Origin of the sequence: Pedobacter frigoris, from assembly GCF_032678645.1 — a bacterium.
Lineage (GTDB): Bacteria > Bacteroidota > Bacteroidia > Sphingobacteriales > Sphingobacteriaceae > Pedobacter > Pedobacter frigoris_A.
Map to the genome: position 1 here is coordinate 668,536 of NZ_JAVTSP010000002.1, position 16,325 is coordinate 684,860.

General features: G+C 37.0%; 12 protein-coding genes and 4 tRNA genes. 11 read left to right on the plus strand and 5 right to left on the minus strand.

Annotated features, from left to right (window positions below; translation table 11 throughout):
- Positions 1–77: 77 nt before the first annotated feature.
- From R2Q78_RS09250 to R2Q78_RS09265, 4 genes are all read left to right on the plus strand, one after another.
- Positions 78–153, plus strand: a tRNA-Met gene (locus R2Q78_RS09250).
- A gap of 39 nt (positions 154–192) precedes the next feature.
- Positions 193–264 (plus strand) — tRNA-Glu (locus tag R2Q78_RS09255).
- Between the two features lie 212 nt (positions 265–476).
- Complete coding sequence (locus R2Q78_RS09260) at positions 477–680, plus strand: hypothetical protein (RefSeq protein WP_316791068.1); 204 nt, start codon at positions 477–479, stop codon at positions 678–680.
- A 216-nt stretch (positions 681–896) separates the two neighbouring features.
- Positions 897–968, plus strand: a tRNA-Glu gene (locus tag R2Q78_RS09265).
- A gap of 49 nt (positions 969–1,017) precedes the next feature.
- On the opposite strand, the gene R2Q78_RS09270 is transcribed toward R2Q78_RS09265, so the two are convergent.
- Both R2Q78_RS09270 and R2Q78_RS09275 read right to left on the minus strand, forming a co-directional pair.
- Positions 1,018–1,470: a DUF6766 family protein gene (locus R2Q78_RS09270; RefSeq protein WP_410478486.1), complete on the minus strand. Its 453-nt coding sequence runs from the start codon at positions 1,468–1,470 to the stop codon at positions 1,018–1,020.
- A gap of 312 nt (positions 1,471–1,782) precedes the next feature.
- Complete coding sequence (locus tag R2Q78_RS09275; protein ID WP_316791070.1) at positions 1,783–4,224, minus strand: glutaminase family protein; 2,442 nt, start codon at positions 4,222–4,224, stop codon at positions 1,783–1,785.
- Positions 4,225–4,457: 233 nt separating this feature from the next.
- Here R2Q78_RS09275 and R2Q78_RS09280 point away from each other — a divergent pair, with 233 nt between their 5' ends.
- A complete protein-coding gene (locus tag R2Q78_RS09280; protein WP_316791072.1) occupies positions 4,458–4,940 on the plus strand; it encodes a hypothetical protein in 483 nt (160 codons plus the stop codon).
- A gap of 18 nt (positions 4,941–4,958) precedes the next feature.
- Here R2Q78_RS09280 and R2Q78_RS09285 read toward each other — a convergent pair.
- Positions 4,959–5,031, minus strand: a tRNA-Thr gene (locus tag R2Q78_RS09285).
- 304 nt (positions 5,032–5,335) lie between these two features.
- Between R2Q78_RS09285 and R2Q78_RS09290 the strand changes: the two genes are divergently transcribed.
- From R2Q78_RS09290 to R2Q78_RS09300, 3 genes are all read left to right on the plus strand, one after another.
- The gene (locus R2Q78_RS09290) at positions 5,336–5,710 is read left to right on the plus strand and encodes a hypothetical protein (RefSeq protein WP_316791074.1); all 375 of its coding nucleotides are present in this window, start codon (positions 5,336–5,338) and stop codon (positions 5,708–5,710) included.
- A gap of 46 nt (positions 5,711–5,756) precedes the next feature.
- A complete protein-coding gene (locus R2Q78_RS09295; protein ID WP_316791075.1) occupies positions 5,757–6,734 on the plus strand; it encodes a GlxA family transcriptional regulator in 978 nt (325 codons plus the stop codon).
- A gap of 66 nt (positions 6,735–6,800) precedes the next feature.
- On the plus strand, positions 6,801–9,272 hold the full coding sequence (locus tag R2Q78_RS09300) for an ATP-binding protein (protein WP_316791076.1): 2,472 nt from the start codon (positions 6,801–6,803) through the stop codon (positions 9,270–9,272).
- Here R2Q78_RS09300 and R2Q78_RS09305 read toward each other — a convergent pair.
- On the minus strand, positions 9,257–10,585 hold the full coding sequence (locus tag R2Q78_RS09305) for a sigma-54 dependent transcriptional regulator (RefSeq protein WP_316791078.1): 1,329 nt from the start codon (positions 10,583–10,585) through the stop codon (positions 9,257–9,259). The genes R2Q78_RS09300 and R2Q78_RS09305 overlap by 16 nt on opposite strands.
- A gap of 130 nt (positions 10,586–10,715) precedes the next feature.
- Here R2Q78_RS09305 and R2Q78_RS09310 point away from each other — a divergent pair, with 130 nt between their 5' ends.
- The 3 genes from R2Q78_RS09310 to R2Q78_RS09320 all read left to right on the plus strand — a co-directional run bounded on the left by R2Q78_RS09310 (position 10,716) and on the right by R2Q78_RS09320 (position 13,440).
- Complete coding sequence (locus R2Q78_RS09310) at positions 10,716–11,222, plus strand: GbsR/MarR family transcriptional regulator (protein WP_316791079.1); 507 nt, start codon at positions 10,716–10,718, stop codon at positions 11,220–11,222.
- Between the two features lie 54 nt (positions 11,223–11,276).
- Positions 11,277–11,714: an Rrf2 family transcriptional regulator gene (locus tag R2Q78_RS09315; RefSeq protein ID WP_316791080.1), complete on the plus strand. Its 438-nt coding sequence runs from the start codon at positions 11,277–11,279 to the stop codon at positions 11,712–11,714.
- A gap of 136 nt (positions 11,715–11,850) precedes the next feature.
- On the plus strand, positions 11,851–13,440 hold the full coding sequence (locus tag R2Q78_RS09320) for a S8 family peptidase (protein ID WP_316791082.1): 1,590 nt from the start codon (positions 11,851–11,853) through the stop codon (positions 13,438–13,440).
- A gap of 77 nt (positions 13,441–13,517) precedes the next feature.
- Here the strand turns inward: R2Q78_RS09320 and R2Q78_RS09325 are convergent, their stop codons facing one another.
- Positions 13,518–16,049: a hypothetical protein gene (locus tag R2Q78_RS09325; RefSeq protein ID WP_316791084.1), complete on the minus strand. Its 2,532-nt coding sequence runs from the start codon at positions 16,047–16,049 to the stop codon at positions 13,518–13,520.
- Positions 16,050–16,325 lie beyond the last annotated feature (276 nt).

Sequence of the window (16,325 nt, forward strand, 5' to 3'; positions counted from 1 at the left end):
AGAAACGAATTATATCTTTGCATTCCAATTCGGAAGAAGAGTTAAACAAATAACGAAACTTAAAGGATTGTATATAGTGCGGGGTGGAGCAGTTGGTAGCTCGTCGGGCTCATAACCCGAAGGTCATCAGTTCGAGTCTGGTCCCCGCTACCAAAAGGTTCGCAGTTGTTAAAGACTGAGGCAATCTTAAATGGCCCGTTCGTCTAGGGGTGAGGACGCCAGATTTTCATTCTGGAAACAGGGGTTCGATTCCCCTACGGGCTACAGAAAAAAGCATCAATCAATACGGTTGATGCTTTTTTTATGCTTGTTGTTTTGCTCCTTCCCAATTCGGATTGCTACTTCGGTAAATCGCTAAGGCGACTGATTCCCTACTATTTTATAGTTTATTTACAAAGTTTAGATTTTTATTTACAATCCAAATCACGCGCCCCGAAAAATATCAAAGTAGATTCGTTGAATCAATTTGAAAGGATATGAAAAATAAAAAAAATGTCATCTATGCGCTGATCTTACCGCTGGTTGTGGTGAGCGGACTAGTATTTGCTAATCGTGGAATTAAAAATGAGACTAAGCGACCCCCAAAGTCGTTGTCCATGGCTAACGGGAAAGCCTGCCTGGATGAGCGAAATAACAAGGTGCTTTTTAACCGTGATTTTAGTAAAAATGACGGTTGCTGAGAATTAGCTGCGATAGCCATAAACAATAGATGTAATAATGGCGTGAAATGTTCTTCTGAAGAACACCAGTAGAATAGGAGAACCGAGTTTAAAGTTGTAAAGAATTAAGATTTTTAAAAAAAGTTTTATAAAACGATTATGAATTTTATCTTTGCATCCCGTTACGACAATACGAGCGATATATAAGGGCGCTGAATTTGTAAAGTTGTGAAGAATGGCCCGTTCGTCTAGGGGTTAGGACGCCAGATTTTCATTCTGGAAACAGGGGTTCGATTCCCCTACGGGCTACTAAGAGCCTTGATGCTAAATCAACATCAAGGCTTTTTTTATGCCTTTATTATTTTCCGGTTTCCATATGCGGTGCGTCGACCGGTTTAGATTCAGGTGAGCCTTTTTGGCGGAGATAAATGGTAAAAAAAACAATTGCTGCTACAGAAAGGAACTCGCTCTGCCAGTTTTGAAAGGTCTCAAACCAAAAATTCTGGTTGTTTGAGGTAAGACCAAATGTTGTCCTCGGGCAGATGTTTAATGGACAAACAGATAGATAAGGAATTGCTATAGAATTGAGTATCCATCCCCCTTTTTTGACTGCCCATGGAGCTTTAGGGTTTGGACTAGGCTCACGATCAACCTCTTCTTTTTCGTTTAATTTTTTAGATTCCGCTGAACCAATTTGGCGCAGGGAAATGGTTAGCAGGACATACATTGACATTTGTAAAAACTCGCTTTCAAGATTTTCAAATGTAGCTGAAATGAAATGTCCGCTTTTCAGGTAAGCTGCCCAACTAATTTCTGGAGCATGTTCTTCTTTGAGGTACTGATTGTGCTACTTCCATCCGGTTAAAGCTTGTGCAGCAAGTGTAATGGAAAACAAAATGAGAAATACCAAAGTTAATCCATTTCGGTAAAAGAACGTTTGTTTTTTAGGGATGCTCATGGTGTCGAAGTTATTTCCTGTTGTCAGGAAATGATATAACCGATGGCATGTTGTTTTGTTTAGTTTGTTTTTTTATTAAAATCAATGCTTGGTTAGCTGATGTCCCTGGAATAAAAGAGGCCTTCACTAAATGAAGGCCTTAATGTGACTAGAAAAAGAGCAGCATTACTTCGTGCTCTTATCGAGGAATTTAATAAAATATCCGCCAACAACACTTCTTGCCTGAAAACCTGCCTTTTTTCCTGTTTCAGTTTCATGCCAGTCGGTTAGAGGGACGCGTGGATTGGTCTCTAAAGTGAATTTGTAAACAGGCTGGACCAGTTTCTCAAAATCAGATTTTTGATCTGCCAGCGTAGCTGTCCATAAGATCCAGTCAGATTTTGTATATGATTTCCTGCTATCCAGGGGCAATCCATAGGTGTTTTGTTTAGTCAGATAGTACTTGATTTCTTTTTGTGCTACCTCTTTGGGGAAGATATTTAGTCCAAGTAGCTTATCCCAAACGAGATTGTACTTTTGACTCCAGGTTCCTTCTTTTCCGAATGCAAGTACATAATGATCTCCATTGTCTGCAATTTTCATCCAATCCAGAGCCATTTTTTTAGCAATAGTATTGTACTTTTTAGCTGTCTCATTTTCCTTGAGCATATCAGCCAGCATCGCATAACATCCCAATCCAACGATAGCTTTTACGGATAAATTAGCATTTCTTGCCATATGTCCGGCAAAATCATCTGTACATAACTGATTTGCAGGGTCAAAGCCATATTTATTTAAGTATTCTGCCCAGGTAGTAAGTGTTTTCCAGTGCTTTTTAGCGTATTCGGCATTCCCTTCTGCCTTGGCAATAGCAGCGGTAATGATCATCATGTTGCCTGCTTCCTCAACCGGCATGTCTTCTCCGTAAGTCTGTCCATTTGCCAATGGATAACTTCCAAGATCATGTGCCGGATAAGGCTTGTTCCATTTTCCGCTTTCACTATAATAAAAGATGCCATTGAGCATTCCTTTCATCAGTTCAGGATTGTATTCTAAAAACAATGGAGCGGAAGGATACGTCACATCTACGGTGTTAATAAAGCTTCCACTAAAGTTTTCCTTGGACAGGAATAATATATCTCCCTGTGGACTTTTAACTAACTTATGTGCTGCGATGGACTGACGATAGGCCAGTTCGCATAATTTAGCATAGCTAACTCCGCCGATTTGCAGAGCTTTGTTATACATCTCATTGTCGAACGCAGTGCATCTCCTCATAATCGAAGAGTAATCTTTACTCGCTTTATTTAGTTGTTTCTCAATGGTGTCATCGGTAGTGTTTTTCCACCAGGGTTTCAGGTTTTCTCCAAAATACTGCACAGAATATAAATCATCATAGCCAAGCATTACATATTGCTCCTTTGCTTGATCCGATACTTTACCAAGGTTTAGCGTTGTGTTTAAAAAAAACTGCTTTCCTGTTGATGTGTTGTTTTTTTTATTGTTTATTCCGAAGCTATCTGATATAAATTGGGAGGAATTTTGATCCAAAGGTGTTGCCAGATATAGATAGCCCCAGTCTATCCTCGAATCATTGTCTTTTCTTGTGAGTAGTGTTTGTTCTGTTGTGCCGGCTTTAAGTACAGCGATCTGTCCGGATACGTATTTCTCCGCTTTAACTTCCTGCATCGAATTATTTGCAGCAATATCTGTAGAGGCACCAAAGGAAATTTGTACTTCATGGGGTTTCCCGTCTACTGATTTGGCTAGAAACGAAATGTAAGAAACGGGGCGGGACAATAAGTCAAGGTCATTTAATAAAAGAGGTGAAGTGAAAGCCATTTGAACATTTACATTTCCGCATTGAAGGTCATAAATGGTTTGTGTAGCCTTTAATTGTACAGATTGCTGTTTTGCTTCTATAATAAGTGATTCTTCTTTTTCTTCAACCTCTTTGACAATTCCGGCATCAAGGTATTGTCCTCCTGCGGTATTTGCTACATGAATGGCCATTAGATTTTTTCCCTTTTTTAGCTTTGATTTCGCAATTTCGGAAAGCAATATATATTCAAAGCCTGAGGTCCAGCCAGTATGCTTGTAGACTTGTTCCCCATTAAGATAAATTTCGATATTATCGTCATGAAATAGTTTGAGGTATAGTTTGTCGTTATTGTTTCCGTTGAAGTCAAAACTACGTCTTATCCAAAGATCATTGCTGGCCCATTTGGTTTTTGGTTTACCGGCGTCACGGCCAAAGGGTGCGTCACCTTTTTGCCAGGAAGAATCATCGAAGTTGAAAGAGGCCCAGTTTAGTGAGGGGGATTTTTCTGAATAGTTAACCTGATAAGGTGTTTCATCTGCAGCGGGAACCAGGGTTTTGTACCTGGGTTCATTCTTACCAAGCAAGCGATAAACTTTGCCGTCTACCTTGGCATAAGCAAGTAAGGAAAGATTACTGCCTGACCAATGGGTTGTGGTAGACTTATTGATCTCGTCAGTAGCACTCCAGATACTAAAATAGGTGTCGTGTGTAATCAGCGGATATGCGGGTGCTTTCCTTTCCTGACTAACGGCAGGTAATGAAAGAACGGTCAGCATAGTGAGCAAAGCAGCGTGTTTAAGTTTCATTTGGTTGTTCGATTTAAAATTGAATAACAAGTTTAGATTAAAAAATGAAATACAAGGTTCTTTAAAAGCACATTGAGACGATTTGAATAGCATTTGAAACAATTTGTCAAATGCCGGGATAACAGACTTAATAGAAATTATTCACCGAATATGAATATATACCTGCTGAATCTTAGAATATTTTTATGTATCTTGAAGAACAATTAACCATTCAAAAAAACAAATCATTTCCTATGAAAAGTTCTATTTTTTATCTCCCTGCTATCGCTGCTGTCTTAGTTTTTTTTAGTTGCAATCAAAGCGGCAATAAGACATCGAAAGCAACAAATAACGAATCGACTGATGTTGTCGCTAAAACTGAATGTTTTATCTCGGCAGATAAGCTTGATTCCGCTTTTCTGAATTTAAAGACGCTAAAAAGTGGTAAGGTTAAAGGAAGCCTGGTCTTTACTTTTGTAGAGAAGGATAAGAATGATGGAGAAATTGAGGGGGTATTTAAAGGGGATACCCTATATGTTGATTACACTTTCAAGATCGGTCCGAGTCAAACAATTTATAAAAACCCACTTGCTCTTCTAAAAAAAGACGGTAAACTTATACTTGGAGTTGGGCAGATCGAAACGAGTATGGGTAAGTCCTATTTTGTGAAAGGAAGGCCGATCAATTTTGATAAGGGCAGGTTTACATTTACAGCTGCAGACTGTAAGGAGAAATAATTGACTGGGTTTTTAAAGAGCCTTCTATCGGAATCGAACCAATGACCTACTGATTACAAGTCAGTTGCTCTACCAGCTGAGCTAAGAAGGCTTTTAATCTAGCACCAGACTAAAAAAACCTGGTGACTGGCAAGGCGGCAAAATTAAACTTTTATTATTTCTATGCAAATTATTTTTTATTTGGCAATTTGAATTAGAGAGGACATACTTTACTAATTGCATATTTATCAATTAGTAATTACCTTTAAGTTCTATGATGGTTCAAAATTGTAAAAATATTTAACTTTTGGTTGGTTGTTCTGCGGTATTATTTGTTTTGAGATTGTTAAAGTGTTGCCTTGTTGATTTACCAGACAAAAAACAAGCTTATATTTCTTTAAGAATTGGCTCTAGAGATGCTTAAAAGAATTTTAATTTTAATTGAAGATCTTAAAGTAGTGAATCCATTGTTTGGATCACTATCCACCGAGTTTGAAGTTGTTTTCTCTTCAGGCAACAAAAATATCTTTGTAGTGCTAGATAAGTTTAGGCCAAATGCTGTGATTATCGCATTTTCAGATTTTCAGCTTGCTTTTGATTGCTGCTCTGCTTTACGTTTAAACCCCCATACGACAAATGTTCCGACTATTATTGTTTCTGCAACCACAATGAGCGACGAACAAATAAAGAGGAGCTATTGCAATTACTTTTTTCTTATTCCTTTAGATTTTCTGAAATTTAAAGAAATGCTTTATCATGTTTGTGCTGATGACCCTTATTATGATTGCTGAAATAAACGGGGTTGCTTATGACAATTGCAATATTTAGATTTATATCATGAAACACATATCCATTTTGGTTCCTAAAGGGGCTATTTTGGGAAGTCTTGAAGGCTCCCGGCAATTATTCTCACAAGTTAACGAGTTCTACAAAGCTAAAGGCCTTGATCCTGTTTTTGACGTGAAATTAATCGGACTTTCTAAGGAAACCTTAGTGAGTGGGGGATTGTTTACTGTAAATACGGATTTGTTAATAGAGGATGTTAAAAAAACAGATTTGATCATTATTCCGGCGATTGACGGAGAAATGCAGTCTGCCCTTGAAAAGAATCGGGATTTTGTTCCCTGGATTGTTAAACAATATAATCAGGGAGCTGAGATTGCCAGCCTTTGTCTTGGGGCATTTTTATTGGCGTCAACAGGGTTGTTAAATGGCAGAAAATGTGCCACACATTGGCTGGCTGAGAATGATTTTAAGCGAATGTTTCCGGATGTACAACTTGTTACTGAGAAGATTATTACTGATGAACAGGGTATTTATTCAAGCGGCGGGGCCTTTTCATACCTAAATCTGATTTTGCATTTGATTGAGAAGTATGCGGGCAGAGAGATAGCCGTACTTTCCGCCAAAGTATTTGCTATTGAACTAGATAGGGAAAGCCAATTGTCTTTCACAATCTTTCAAGGACAAAAGGGACATGAGGACGAAAGTGTTAAGAAAGTTCAGGAGTATATAGAGAACAATTTTAGTGAAAAAATTACCATTGATCAGCTCGCCGATATGCAGGCTCTTGGAAGAAGAAATCTGGAGCGCAGGTTTAAAAAAGCTACTTCGAATACAATAGTCGAGTACATACAACGTGTTAAAATGGAGGCAGCGAAGGTAAGTTTGGAGTCTTCACGTGAAAATGTAAACGAAGTAATGTATAAAGTTGGTTATACCGATAATAAAGCTTTTAGGACTACATTTAAACGTATTACCGGGTTGTCGCCCATACAATACCGGAGTAAATACAATAGAAGTATTATGGCTTGACCTAGTTTGGTATAATATCTGTATACCTTAGTATATGATCGGCCGTTATATATTTAAAGCAGCAGAATGAGTAGTGTCCCCAGAAAGAGTTTCGTTAGTTCCATAAAAGGCAAAGTAATTATTTCCCTTCTATTGGCCTGCTTTGCATTATTCATGGCATGGGGAGTTAGCAGGGTTGCATTTAAAGAAATGCTTAGCACTGTCGAGCATATTTCAGCACCAAGTGAAAGGCTAAGGATTGTAAATGTTATTTCCCGAAAACTAGGGAGTCTTGACCAGCTTCAAAAGAAGCAGGCGTTTAATGATCCCAGAAATTATACCAAGCTCTTTAAACAGTCAAAACAGCTACGGGTGATACTGGATAGTCTGGCTTTGCTTTATAATGATGATTCCCTTCAATTGGACCGAATTTATAAGATAAAGCGATTGTTGAGTCAGAGGGATAAACAATTTATAAACTATCTTACTGTTAGGGAACGTTTGGTTAATAACAATGTGTTTTCAAAACAGGTTCAGAATTTAAATGATATTGTATCCAAGGGTACTGAGCAGGCAGATAGCACTATTTTAGCAACGGAAGAAAAGACATCGACAACAACTATCTATCCTGATGAAAAACCGAGAAATTTTTTAAGTAAACTATTTGGTCGAAAGAGACCCGCTGAAGACAATTCTTTTAAAATAATAAGTGAAGAGAAGGTAAAAAGAGATACGATCGCCTTGTCAGCTGAAGACAAAATGGCTAAAAGCCTGGAGGAGTCTATAAGAATTATTGAAAAAGAGCAAAGGAAAAAAAATGCCAGTTTTTTAAATAAGGAAGCTGAGCTGGCCAATGCAAATAACCTGCTGATTAGCCAAATGCTTGATGTACTGCGTAAGGTAGAAAGCGAGGTAGTCAATCAGATTGAGCTAAATGGGATTCAGGCAAAAAAAGTTGTAAATACAAGTATTACCACAATAAGTGTGATTATGTTGGTATTTGTGCTCTTGACCGGCTTGTTGCTTTATTTGATTTTAACTGATATAGGCAGGAGCGGTCGTTATCGAAATGAGCTAGAGCTTGCGCGTGACGAGGCCGAGTATCATGGACAGGCGAAGCAGCGGTTTCTTTCAAATATGAGCCATGAAATTCGCACGCCGTTACAATCTATAATCGGATATTCTGAATTAATAAGGCATCAGGAGCACCCAAAAAGCAAGGATATAGATGCAATCTATAACTCATCGGAACATTTATTGCAAATAGTAAATGAGGTGCTGGATTATAACAGGATCATTTCAGGTAAGTTTACTTTTTCAAATAAAGTCTTTGAAATCAGAACCCTTATGGAAGAAGTGATTGCCATAATGCGACCTCAGGCGGAGTCAAAGTCATTAAAAATGATTGCTGATCTGGACTTACAGGAATTAAAATATGTCAATGGTGATCCATTCAGGCTGAAACAAATTCTTTTCAATTTGTTGGGAAATGCAGTGAAATTTACAAATCATGGTGAAATATCCCTGTCGGTAAACTATAAGAGAAAGGAGGATGATCTCCATTTTACTTTTTCAGTTAAGGATACCGGAATCGGGTTTTCAGAAGAGGAGGCTAAACGCATATTTAATGAGTTTGAACAGGCAAATGGTTATGATAGTGATGCAGTCAATAGAAAAGGGACAGGATTGGGTCTAACCATTATTAAATCACTTGTTGAAAATCAAGGAGGACGGATATACGTAAAGAGTCAGGAGGGGGTAGGTAGTGTTTTTACTGTATATTTAACTTTCAAGTTGGAGAGTGAACCCAAAATCGAAAAGCCTGACAAATTAAACACGTTGGGTTTAAATTGCAAAGTGTGGATTGTGGACGATGATCGGCTGATACTGGATTTGTGCAGTGTTATTTTTAAAAAAAATCATATTGCCCATAGAATTTTTAACTCCCCGTCAGAATTGTTAAATACAGTGTGGGATAGTGATGTAACACATGTATTGATTGACATGCGGATGCCAGAAATGAATGGAATAACGCTATGCCGAAGATTGAAGGAGACCATCAGTGAGGGGGTAAAAATCTATGCAATCACAGCTCAAGTATTGCCGGATGAACGTGAACATCTCCTTGATAGTGGCTTTGATGGTTTGTTGATGAAGCCTTTCAGAGAAGCAGAATTGTTGGGTGTACTTCAAGGCGATAATTTATCGTCTGAATCGGTATCCAAATTGACACCTGAGATTGAAATCGATCTTTCGTTGCTAAGGAAGATGACGTTTGGAGATGAAGAACAACTGGCAAAGATTCTGCTGAGATTTAAGGAAGATTCTTTGAATGATATAGAAGAATTAAGACGTGCTGCAGAGGAAAATGAAACTGATAAGTTATGTCTGGTCTGTCACCGTCTTGCAGGCAGAATTGCGCAGGTTGGAGGGAAGCCACTGGCTGCGGAATTCAGAGTTTATGAACTTAATTTGAGAACCGAAAAACAAGGGCCGGATAAAGATAAATTAGCTCAGTTAATTGAAAAATTACTCCAAATGATTTATTCTATCTCATAGCGCTCCATTTTGCTATATAGTGTTTTACGGTCTATATTCAATAATTTAGCGGCTTTTGATTTGTTATATTTCACTTTGACAAGTGTTTCAATAATGAGTGCTTTTTCATTGATCTCATTGATTGCTTTTAAGTCTGACCCAGTTGCCTTAGGACTCTGATTAACTGCAATGATCATTTCTTCAGGAAGAGAATCTACTTCTGCGGTTTCAGTTGGAGTTAGCAATACCATTCTTTTAATCACGTTTTTTAGTTCCCGCAAGTTGCCTGGCCAATCATATTGAAGTAACAGCTGTTTAGCTTGTGGAGATATTTCCTTAACATTTCTGTTCAGCTCAATATTGGAGAGCTTAATGAAATGTAAAATAAATAATTCGAGATCTTTTCCTCTGTCGCGTAATGCCGGAAGTTGTATTTTAAATTCATTTAATCGGTGGTAGAGGTCTTCTCTAAACGTACCGTTACCAACACTTGTCTTAAGATCATCGTTTGTCGCAGTAATGATTCGAACGTCGATTTTTTTTGTTTTAGTGCCGCCCTGTGGCTGAATGATTCTTTCCTGGAGTGCCCGTAATAATTTCACCTGTACTTCGTAGCTCAAATTCCCCACCTCATCCAAAAATAAGGTCCCTCCATCTGCTACTTCGAATTGTCCCTTTTTATCATTTAAAGCACCGGTGAATGCTCCTTTTACATGCCCAAATAACTCGCTGGCAGCTAGCTCCTTGGAAAGTGCTCCACAATCAATAGCGACAAAAGGTTTATTTTTTCGTTTGCTTTGCATATGGAGCGCCCTTGCAGCATATTCCTTACCTGTTCCACTCTCTCCCTGTATGACTACAGACATATCTGTAGGTGCAACCAGGTTGATGTGTTCATAGAGTTTATCAGCGATACTGCTTTTTCCTTTAATGGCATCCGTATGTTCAATAGATGAAGCTGATTCATTACCTTCCTTTTTTTCTAATGCATTTTTAATGATCATTAGCAATTCGTCAGGGTTTACAGGCTTTGTGATGTAATCAAATGCACCAAGTCGTATAGATTTTACCGCGGTCCTGACATCATTAAAGCTTGTCATAATTATTGTAGGCTGTATCAATCCCCTCTCTCTTAAGTGAGACAATACATCTAAGCCAGTTCCATCCGGTAACCTGTAGTCGATTAGGAAAAGTTCAAAGTTTTGTTGTTCTATTAAAGCAAAGCTCTTTCTAACTTCATTTACAGCAAAAGGCTCAAATCCATGTTTCTTTAAAAAAACTTCCAATATCTGAGAGAAAGTCAGATCGTCTTCGATGATGAGTATTTTTGCCATAGGGATTTCGCTTAAATAGATAACAAAAATACAAAAAGCAATATGAAAATGGCATATGGTATAAATTATAACTATGCGTAATTACTTTCAGTAATATTTGAAAATACAATAGTTGAGGTTAACTTTGAGTATGGAATTAACAGAAGCAAGATTGAGATTTATCGAAGCCTGGGGTAAACTTGGATCAGAATGGGGGATTAACAGGACTATGGCTCAAGTTCATGCACTTTTGTTGATATCGCCTGAGTCATTGACCACGGAGGAGATTATGCAAGAACTGAACATTTCAAGAGGCAATGCAAATATGACTTTAAGAGATTTAATAAGTTGGGGTTTGGTGGATAAGCAACATAGACCGGGAGAGCGTAAGGAATATTTTTTTGCGGATAAAGACGCATGGAATATTGCCAGACAGGTTGCGCAGGAAAGAAAAAAAAGAGAGTTGGATCCGATAATTAAACTTTTAAATGAACTGTCAGAGGTGGAGGGAAGTGAAAAAGAACCCAGTTATAAGGTGTTTAAGAATACAGTAAAAGATATTAATAAACTGGCGAAAAATGTAAACAAAACGCTTGAAACGATGCTTAATGCAGAAGAAAGCTGGTTTTGGAGCTCTATTTTTAAAATGTTCAAATAGTTTGCCGCAGAAATCGTTTGATGTTACATAAATCTTTTTTCTTAGCTTTGTTATATGCTGTCTAAGAAAACAAAATATGCAATAAAGGCACTGGTTGCTCTTGGTAAGAATCTGGAAAATCCTCCAATGCAAATCGTAAGACTGGCTACCCAGGAAATGATCCCGAGAAAATTTTTGGAGCAGATCCTGCTAGATATGCGTAATGCTGGTTATCTTTATAGTAAAAAGGGGGCAGGCGGAGGCTATAGCTTAAATAAAGATCCTAAAGATATATTTCTCGCTGATATTCTACGGATTACGGATGGACCTATAGCTATGGTCCCATGTGCAAGTCTTAAATTTTACCGTAAGTGTGACGAATGTCACGACGAGGTAACTTGTGGTATCAGAAAAACATTTATTGACGTAAGAGATGCCACGTTAAATGTGCTGGCACAAACCTCAATTGCTGATGTCATAGCAAGAGAAACAGATGGGGATAGCATGTTGTAACAATATCTTAAATAATCATTTTTATACAAGCCAGATTAAAAGTCTGGTTTTGTCGTTTATGACTTGGTGATAATCACACATATGATGCTAACACCTTGATATTATAATTAACTAACTTTGTTTAAAATTTGAATATATGATTAAAATGAACGTAAATATTCTACGCTGTAGTGTGGTGGGGATTTCATTATTAACTGTAGTACCTTTTATCTCAATTGCGCAAAAGCCTAACTGGCAGAATTTGGATTTAAAAGCTGATACGACATTTGGTATCAGTACTGAAAAAGCTTATAATGAGTTGTTGAAGGGTAAAAAATCTACTCCAGTAATTGTTGCAGTGCTAGATGGTGGTGTGGATATCAACCATGAAGATTTAAAATCTATCATCTGGGTTAATAAAAAGGAGAAAGCTGGTAACGGGAAGGATGATGATAAGAATGGTTACATCGATGACGTGAACGGCTGGAACTTTTTGGGCTCTGCTAAAGGTTCTGTTAACCATGAAACCCTGGAGTTGACTCGCCTCATTCGCAGAGATAATGCAAAATTTGCTAATGCTGATGCGACATCAGTTGCGCCAGCTGACCTTGCGGCCTTTGAAGCTTATAAAAAGAATAAGGCAGAATTTGATAAGGAACTGGCAGAAGCTAAGATTGGATTAGAGCGTTTTGGTGGCTTTAAGATGGCTGTTGATGATGTTGTGAAAAAAATTGGAAAAGAAAATCCTTCTGCTGAAGATTTTAAAGCATTTACACCTACGGGTCAAATGGAAGCCAATATACAACGTGTAATGGTTCAACAACTAAAGGATGTTAGTTTTAAAGAGTTTTATAATACCCAAATCATACCGGGTTATGATCATTTCAAGTCTCAAGTTGATTATAACCTAAATCTTGATTATGATCCAAGGTCTATTGTCGGCGATGATCCAAATAATGTAAAAGAAAAATTTTACGGTAATAACGATGTTGCCGGCCCAGATGCCCAGCATGGATCGCATGTTGCTGGTATTATTGCTGCCGTTAGAACAAATGATCTTGGAATTCGTGGTGTTGCGGATAATGTTGTGATCATGGGCGTACGTAGTACTCCAAATGGTGATGAACGGGATAAGGATGTGGCTAATTCAATTAGATATGCGGTAGATAACGGTGCAAAAGTTATTAATATGAGCTTTGGCAAAAGCTATTCCTGGGATAAGAATATAGTTGATGAAGCTGTTAAATATGCAGTATCAAAAGATGTATTGTTAATCCATGCCGCTGGTAATGACAATAAAGACCTGGAGGTAGAAGCTAATTATCCTAATCCTGATTATTTGAGCGGGGGAACGGCTACTTCATGGCTAACTGTTGGGGCCTCCGGCTGGGAAAATGATGGTTCTATTAAAGCGAGTTTTTCAAATTATGGGAAAACAAAAGTTGACGTATTTGCACCTGGTGTAAATATCAATTCAACTGTCCCAGGATCAAAATATGAGAAATTAGATGGAACAAGTATGGCAGCACCTGTAGTCGCAGGTCTCGCAGGATTAATTCGTTCTTATTATCCAAAATTGACTGCTTTACAGGTGAAAGAGATCATAATGAAGTCGGTTGTCAAAGTGGAACAGTCAGTTGTGATTAAAGATGAACAAGATAACAGTAAAACTGTACCCTTCAGTGACCTTTGTGTAACAGGGGGAATTGTGAATGCTTACAATGCATTGAAGCTGGCTGCAGAGTAGAAAATAACGATTAATCTAATCAATGACATCCCTCATTGATCGATCGCGTTAAAGATTGATTAATGAGGGCTTTTTATTTAAAATTTTTTGATCTCATTGGAAGGTAGAAAGATCAGGTTGGGAATGTGGTTGTCTTCGATAAAACATAACTTTTCGTATTTATATTCATTTGCTTTTACTATATCATTGGCTTCAGTAAAGATTTCAATAATGAGATTATAGATGAAAAGACAATTCATATTTAATCCGTTTGTCTTAAAAAGATGCAATGGTTCAAGGCAGAAATTGTATGCCATAGAATATTGTTTCTTGTGTTTCAACTGATAGGCTTGCATCATACGGATGATCGACTCAGCATACCTGGTTATTTTAAATCTTGATTTATTTTGGTCAAGCATAATAAGTATATTTTCGAGCTGGTCGGCTTTTTTGCCTGGATTGATTATGGAATTTATTAAACCATATCTACTCAATGCAAATAAAAAAAAAGGAGATTCCCGATTAAAAGTCTTTGCAGTATGATGTAGGATCATTTTGATCAGGCGGAGGTTTGCTTCATGATCTTTGTAAAATAATCCTAAAAGCATAATTAATACATATGATATCGACTTGTCAGGTGTATGGTTGTCTTCTTCTTTTCCAATCAGTGATTTTTCCAGACTTTCAATTAATCCTTCTCCGTCGGCATTATTATCTGTAATTTTTGCACGGATCAACTTAACGATTGTATAGGGATCGACAATCCATTCATCCGATTGGAATTTCGATAATATTTCTAATCTATTGCTAATCAGTTCAGGGTTTAAACTAAGAATATCAAAAATTGCCAATAAAGAATGATAAACTAGTCGGTTCTGTTCAGTGTCAACAACTTTTAGGAGAACATTTATGGATTCTTTATAACAGGAATCTATGAAATCGAAATTGACGAGTTCTTTAATGATTCTATCATGAAGCTTATGTTCTCTAAGAAGTTTTATCGTTTCCGGACTGTATTTAGCCCTATAATCCAGATTTTCCGCAATGAATAGAACCAGGTAGCTTCGTTCATAATTGTTAAGTTCCAGATCAAAGATGCTCACCAAAGCCCCCATATCTCCAGTTCTGACAATAAAGCGTATTGTCCATTGTAAAAGCTGAAATCTGGATTGGCTGCCGTTATATTCTTTTCTAATATAGCTAAAGAACGCACTGTCTACTCTCAGATGGAATTTTTCCAGTAATTCTATAAAAAGGAAGTATTCAAATATGTGAGGATGAATAAAACGAACAAACTCTTTTGGATGAAACTGTTCATGGCTTTTTTCTTCCATTAATATCCCGTCTGACAAAAGCTCCATATATGCATTTTTAAATGCAGACAATTCACCTATCAGATCGTCCTTTGGAACGGAAGTGCCTTTGTTTCCAAAATCTGTAAGCTGAACTATTTTTTTTAGGAATAGTATCTTTTCTGTATAATAGTTTGATCTGTATATTTTATCCTGAATAAACCTCGATATCAACTCATAAAAAGTAATATTTGTTGAATAATTAAAATGAGGGTCTTCTTCCTTTAATTGATAATATAATTCTATGTGGAATGGGAATTTTAACTGAGTCTTTAACTTTGGATTTATATCGGTAGAACTCAGGTGGTGAATTTTGGAGAGAATGAGATTTACTTCTTTTTCTGTAAGAGGAGGTACATTTGATACATCATTCAGGTTGAAGTAATTTCCAGGAAACCACTTTGTTTTTAAATACGATGAGTGCCTGATACAATCATAAAATCTAATCCAGGTAGTAGACCTCATACTCATCACAAGTTTTATAGATTTATTGTCTTCGACACTACAGATAAAATTGATGATGCTTTCGAAAAGTTGTTTTTTTAAATCTCTTTTCAAAACTAGTTCAGAAAATCCATCAATTACTATCACTAGTTTACCCCCAGTTGATTCATAATTTTTATTAGCATAGTCAATTAGGCTGTCTTTTGGGTGTATTCCTAATTGTAATTTCAATTGGTCTTCAAAATTCAAAGTAATATGCTCCTTATTAAATAAACTATATGCTGTAATGAAAAGCATCGTGGAGTCTTTATATATAGGGTATCTATTATTGATGAATATTTCTGCCAAATGACTTAAGAGAATCGTCCTCCCATAACCTGGTTGAGAAATGAAACAAGTAAAACTATGATCGCCTTTAATAAAGTCTTCAAAGTCATGTTCGGCGAACTTTCTGCTTATGGTCATTTCATAAGGCATTCCCGAACGGTTCTTAATTCCTTTAAGTGTAAAGTCTGTAATTCGGGTAGCCTTATCATGGAGTTCTTTCCAGGTATGTAAAGAACTTTGTGCGTTGGCACCTGGTGATAGGTGGTTGGCATCAAGATATTCTTCATTGACGTATTCAGAGAGGGTTGTTAGCGTAAATTTTGAAAAATTATGTTTAACGACAGCAAACCCAAACAAACGTTTGATCGTTGTTTCGCTAACGTTCTTATTCAGTGTTTTGCTAATCTCAATCGAAATTCTTTTACAATCAGCTGGCGTAATTGTTCGAATACCTGTCTTGGATAGAATTAAGCTTTTAAGTTCGTTTAAGATAAATGTTTCATCCATATAACATTATAATTGAGCGTTAAATTCTTGATCATAACGAATATAATGCTTTATGTAGGAACAATGAATGATTGTGCTTCTGATAAAAAATGAACATTAAAGAATGTTTTTGTGCAATTCGTTAATTGACAGTCAATTAAAGGCATTTCAAGCTATTCAGGGTTTTTACTAACACTTAAAATGAACAAAATGAATAAGACACGCCTCTTTGGCTGTTCTAAATGAACAATTCGAACGGTTATTGCAACCTAATCTATTACTAAAATTGTACCAGTA